Genomic DNA, 5,375 nt, shown 5'->3' with positions numbered 1-5,375 from the left:
TTCTTTATCACAAGCGGACTTTTATTTTCCTGAGTTAAAAACTCTTCTGCCACTTCTTTTTCTTTATCAGAAGTTGTTTTCTTTATCACAAGCGGACTTTTATTTTCCTGAGTTAAAAACTCTTCTGCCACTTCTTTTTCTTTATCAACAGATACTTTCTCTATCAAAAGAGAACTTTCTTTCTCCAGAGATAAAAATTCTTCTGCCACTTCTTTTTCTTTATCAGAAGTTGTTTTCTTTATCACAAGCGGACTTTTATTTTCCTGAGATAAAAACTCTTCTGCCACTTCTTTTTCTTTATCAACAGATACTTTCTCTATCAAAAGAGGACTTTCATTTTCCAGCGAGGAAAAATCTTCTGACACTTCATTTTCTTTATTAGCAGATACTTTCTCTATCAAAAGAGGACTTTCATTTTCCAGAAAGGAAAAATCTTCTGACACTTCTTTTTCTTTATCAGCAGATACTTTCTCTATCAGGAGAGGAATATCATTCAAAACAGATGAAAATTCTTCCAGTATAATTAATATCTCTTCTTCTATTGAATCTAGAGATTTTTCCTGACTAGACGGAGATTCGTCCACTGCCGATTTCTTATCCTTTAAATTTAGTTCTTCTTCCAAGTTTTGATCATTATTATCAGGAGACTCCATTAATTCATCTTTAAGCACTTCTTCCCCTTCCTCTTGAACCAAATTTATTGAATGAATGTGTTTCCCTTCTAATTTTGGTGGAGGAAGAAGAAATGGTTTCGGAATATTTTTATTTATCTTCCTTTGAGTAGATATCGAACTACTTTTTTTCGTTACATCTAAATATTCATTACCTTTTTTATCGGGGCTCTCTACTTTATTGTTTTCAGCAAGACTTTCTCTTTGCTTCCTATTGGGAAAGTCAAGTGATGCAGTCCCACTTTCCACATAATTGGTTCGATTTATGTCTACTACATCTAACTTTGGATGAAATCGATTTGTATCTTCAGAGGGTTCATTTTTTTTATTTTTCATTCTATTTAGATTTGTCTTTTTACTAAGCATTCCTCCCACTCCTCCTCCTCACACCTAAATTTATTTGATTCTATACTTTTTTTTAGCTACATTCATCACAATCACAATGATGATCATCATTTGTAGTAGAAGAAACACGGATTTGTTGGTTTTGAAGTACTTTTAAGGTAATATCAACTACCATTTTTTCCTCAATTTTTGTAAAGAATCCTTCTCCTAGTGGACCGCCGTTTGGAAGATGTTCTCTATCTATCGCTTCATCCCACTCAATAATTTTGCTGGAAATAAGTTCACAGAATGGAATTTCATTATAATGTTGAGTACTTTCTTGGTGAAACTGGGAAAGGTCACTAGATTGAAATTCATCTTTTTCAGGAAAACCTGTAGGCAATGATTTTGAAACTAAGAAGTCAAATTCACTGCGTTTATTAATTATAGGCAAAACTGGGGGTGTTAAGAAATGCTTAATCTCTGTTACACATTGAAATGGTACATCCACTGTGAATGAGTGTAAATCTGATGCAACAGATCTAGATGTGCTGTGATCAATTTCTTTACTTGGACTCGCATATTGAATATTTTTCCGCACGAATCCTTTTACAAATAATTTATTCGTCGGCAGTAACAACCTACATTGAGTTAATTTTATATGTTTTTTCGCATCTTTTATTTCTAATACAGGTTCCGGAAAATCAATAAAAGCATCCAGATTAACCTGAAGAGTAAGCTCAGCTAAAACAACAGGAACTTTTGTAATAATTTTTCCTAGAGTTATATGAGGATGATGGGGATGACTTTCACATTCATTTTGAGTTGATGTAACTTTACATTCATTATTTTTTTTATTTATATCTGACATTTTGGGTCCTCCTTAAACAAGATAATGCATCTTATGCAGGTTAAATATCTATGTTTGGGCAAAAGCCTACTACTAAAATTTTTTCCTAGTATTCTATTCATTCAAAATAATGGAATGAAAGAAAAAATATCGAATTTATAATAAAATAAAAATTTTAAATAATTCATTCAAACATACTGCCATTTTTAAAAATCCAGAATATATATATCAGGAAAATGATTATATTACAAAAAAGACAATATCTTGGATTTCTAAAGAATGTTCCAAAATATTGCCTATAATAGTTATCTTAATTAATCATTTACTTACCAATAAAGGGCAGAAAATGTTAGAATCCTGGTGGTGCAGGAAGTGCTGTAACGCGAACTTGTTGCTTTTGCAACACTTTAATTCTAAACTCTAAGAACATTTTTTCTTCTACATGATGGAAAGTGCCTTCTTCAAAAGGTGCACAACCTGGCAATGGTTTACGATCTATAGCTTCATCCCATTCAACAATATCACTTCTTAACAATTCACAGAATGGAATTTCGTTATAAAACTGTGTGCTTACTTGATGAAACTGTGAAAGGTCGCTGGATAGTAGTTGATCCTTTTCTGGGTGTCCATGTCCCAAGTCTTGAGCTCTAAAAAAATCAAATTCTTTTCTTGTATTGTTGAATGGAAGCTGTGGTGGTGTTAAAAAATCATCACTATTTATTTTTGTTACACATTCAAAAGGTACATCAACTGTAAGAGAACGTATTTCAGAAACTACGCTTTCGTCTGTTGATCCTGGACAAGGTGTAGCATATTGAATATTTTTACGGACAAACCCCTTTATAAATAAGCTAAGTGTTCTTGGCTGAAATGGACCAGCTGGATCAAATTCAGAAATTCCAGGTAGCAGTAATCGGCACTGCACAATTTTTATCCGCTTTTTAATGTCTTTAATTTCAAGAACTGGATCTGCAAAATGGATTCTTGCAACTAAGTTGGTCCTTACTGTTAATTCTGCCAGTGTCACAGGAACTTTTATAATCGTTTCACCTGCTGGTGTTGTAATAGGATTTGTTATTGGCTCACTCTCACACTCACCAACATGTGCATTAACATGTACCCCCATACAATCTTTATCTTTTTTCATTATTAATTCCTCCTCTATTTTTTACTACACTGCATTGTATGCACACCTAATGAAGAACGCAGTAATACATATGTGGATTTTTTGGATAAGCTTTTAAATATTGTAAGGAAATAGGATAGTACACGCACAGAAAAACCTTTATCTCGCATAGGATTCAAAAGGAGGAGTGAGAATATATGGACAGAAAAAACTTATTTGCGGTTGATATAGGAAATAGTTGGTATAAATCCTTAACCTATGATTATGGTACAGAATGCCAATACCAACTTCCAAATGCCATTGCCATTTTTGATGAAGAGTTTTATGAAAAGCCCTATGATGACGATGATGTAGATTTTCAAGAAAACTTAATCATTGAGGTGAAAAGCCCCGCTATTGTCGATAAAAGAGAAATATACTATATAGGAAAAGCTGCAGCAAAACAAAGAGATGTGAGCTTAACAGCATATCATAATCAAAAAGCAACAGAAGATCGCACCTATATTCTGCTATTTGGCCTAGCCGCTTATCATGCTGTACAACTTCATCATGGTGAAAATGAAATCGATTATACGATTGATCAGTTAGCTGTATCATTGCCTACTACGCAATTTAAAGAAAAAAAAGAAATATTTAAACAACGATTATTAGGCACACACACCATTATTTTTCATAAAGTTCCCGGATTAGCAGAACCAAAAGAGGTAGTAATCAAATTAAAGATTGAAGATGTTATTGTCGGTGCAGAAGGCGCATGTGCTTATCTAGGATTAACACATGACATAGACACACTAGCCATTAAAGATGACTCATTAGTAAATGATTCTAGAAAAGGAATCATCATTGGGGATCTTGGAGGCGACTCGATTGATTTTGTCGGCATAAAAAATAATAAACCCGTTTCTTCTGTTGAAGGCCAAACCTTTGGCATCAACCCATTTCTTGATAACATTATACAAAAAATAAGCAAAAATGAAATGTATAAATTCGATTCCCGCGCAGAACTTGAGGAAAAATTAGCGGCTGGACAGTCAGAGTGGTATGTAGAACCATATGCAGGAGTCAAAAAAGATATTAGTAAGTATATTATTCCTCAATTGAAACTAATGGCAGTGAAATACCTAGAACATTTTGATCGTGTTCGTTCAACCTCCAATGAAATTAAAGGAGCAACTAGATATATCGCTGTAGGAGGAGCCGCAAAATTAGCTCAAAAGCAAATACAGGAAGCTGCTGTTAAATGGTCTGAACGGGGTCGTCCCATCCATTTAACATTCCCAGAAAACATGGAAAAATTAAATGTTGTTGGACTCATGATTCTTGCTAAAATGAAGCAATTAAAAAATGAACAAGAACAAAACAATACTGCAAATCTTAATTTTATTAAAGGATAAGGATGATGATTATGTCAAAGGTATATACTGATTATACTAACATGACTGCCATTACAATTCCTGATAAATTCATTGATGTCAAAACAGGTGAAGTACAGCCTATTACTGCAAAAATGAAAGAACAAATTGAATACCATACCCATAACCAAACACTTCTGCATCTTTTATTATCTGCTCTAAATAGTTATCTTCATCCTAAAGTAGCTCATGAAGAAATGAAAGAAATACTTGCAGAACTGTCTGAGATAAAAGAAATGATGATACAAAATTATTGTTCTTCATTTAATCCTTCTATAAAGTCGCCTATAAAATATAATCAAAAAACTGTTTCAGCCGAATTAAATATGAAAGATGTCGAGGATATTCTTGAAGTTTTTGGTGGATAATTTTTATGTAAATGTGAGCTCAAAAATACGAGTTCACATTTTTTATACTTATAAATATACAGCAGGAAGACAAGTAATTGCAGAAAAACTGGATATATTTACATTTATACAAATTCCCGTTTTAACTAAATCATGAACATTTTTATGATTAACTTGGGAACAGATAGGCTTATCCCCATTTCCCTCCTGTTTGGCATGGGATCTGCAGCAACATTTTTTTTTCGGCTTAAATGCCAATAATTCAAGAACAGCACACTTCTTGTCCAATTCCTTTATTTTAAATAAATAAGAAGTAACACAAATAAATTTTTCCTCTTTTGAATGGCTTGTATATGTTGTAACACCAGTGGCTTTAAAAGGTTGACAGTCTTTGCTGTATACAATGAAAGGAATCGTGTTTTTCAACGGGGATTTTTTCTCTTCTAAAAGCTCTTGAATGGATTGCTTACATGAAATTAAGCATTCCTCTTTTTTTTGCACTTTTTTTTCAGCCGCTAAGATAGCCGCTAAAACCTCTCCTACACAGTTTGTGTAGTGTTTATGATGTTTCTTATGACCATGATCTTTACACTCTTCTTTCTCATGTTTTTTACAGCAAGGGGCTTTGCACTCTTCTTTCTCATG

Annotated in this window: 6 protein-coding genes; 2 read left to right on the top strand and 4 right to left on the bottom strand. The window is 33.2% G+C overall.

Features of this window, described 5'->3' with window-relative positions:
• The 3 genes from CWS01_RS15255 to CWS01_RS15245 form a co-directional block, all read right to left on the bottom strand.
• Positions 1 to 1,037: hypothetical protein (locus tag CWS01_RS15255; RefSeq protein WP_157827671.1), on the bottom strand; the 1,037-nt coding region annotated here is incomplete at its 3' end.
• A 52-nt stretch (positions 1,038 to 1,089) separates the two neighbouring features.
• Positions 1,090 to 1,866, bottom strand: a complete 777-nt coding sequence (locus tag CWS01_RS15250) for a CsxC family protein (RefSeq protein WP_101178055.1) — start codon at positions 1,864 to 1,866, stop codon at positions 1,090 to 1,092.
• Between the two features lie 328 nt (positions 1,867 to 2,194).
• Positions 2,195 to 2,992: a CsxC family protein gene (locus CWS01_RS15245; protein ID WP_101178054.1), complete on the bottom strand. Its 798-nt coding sequence runs from the start codon at positions 2,990 to 2,992 to the stop codon at positions 2,195 to 2,197.
• A gap of 176 nt (positions 2,993 to 3,168) precedes the next feature.
• Here CWS01_RS15245 and CWS01_RS15240 point away from each other — a divergent pair, with 176 nt between their 5' ends.
• Both CWS01_RS15240 and CWS01_RS15235 read left to right on the top strand, forming a co-directional pair.
• Entirely contained in the window at positions 3,169 to 4,365 is a 1,197-nt protein-coding gene (locus CWS01_RS15240; RefSeq protein WP_101178053.1) for a ParM/StbA family protein, read from the top strand.
• Positions 4,366 to 4,376: 11 nt separating this feature from the next.
• On the top strand, positions 4,377 to 4,751 hold the full coding sequence (locus CWS01_RS15235) for a hypothetical protein (RefSeq protein ID WP_101178052.1): 375 nt from the start codon (positions 4,377 to 4,379) through the stop codon (positions 4,749 to 4,751).
• Between the two features lie 48 nt (positions 4,752 to 4,799).
• On the opposite strand, the gene CWS01_RS15230 is transcribed toward CWS01_RS15235, so the two are convergent.
• Positions 4,800 to 5,375: CotY/CotZ family spore coat protein (locus CWS01_RS15230; RefSeq protein ID WP_101178051.1), on the bottom strand; the 576-nt coding region annotated here is incomplete at its 5' end.

It is taken from the genome of Niallia nealsonii, from assembly GCF_002835805.1.
GTDB classification, from domain to species: Bacteria; Bacillota; Bacilli; order Bacillales; family Cytobacillaceae; genus Niallia; species Niallia nealsonii.
This window is presented reverse-complemented; position numbering and strand designations above follow the sequence as displayed.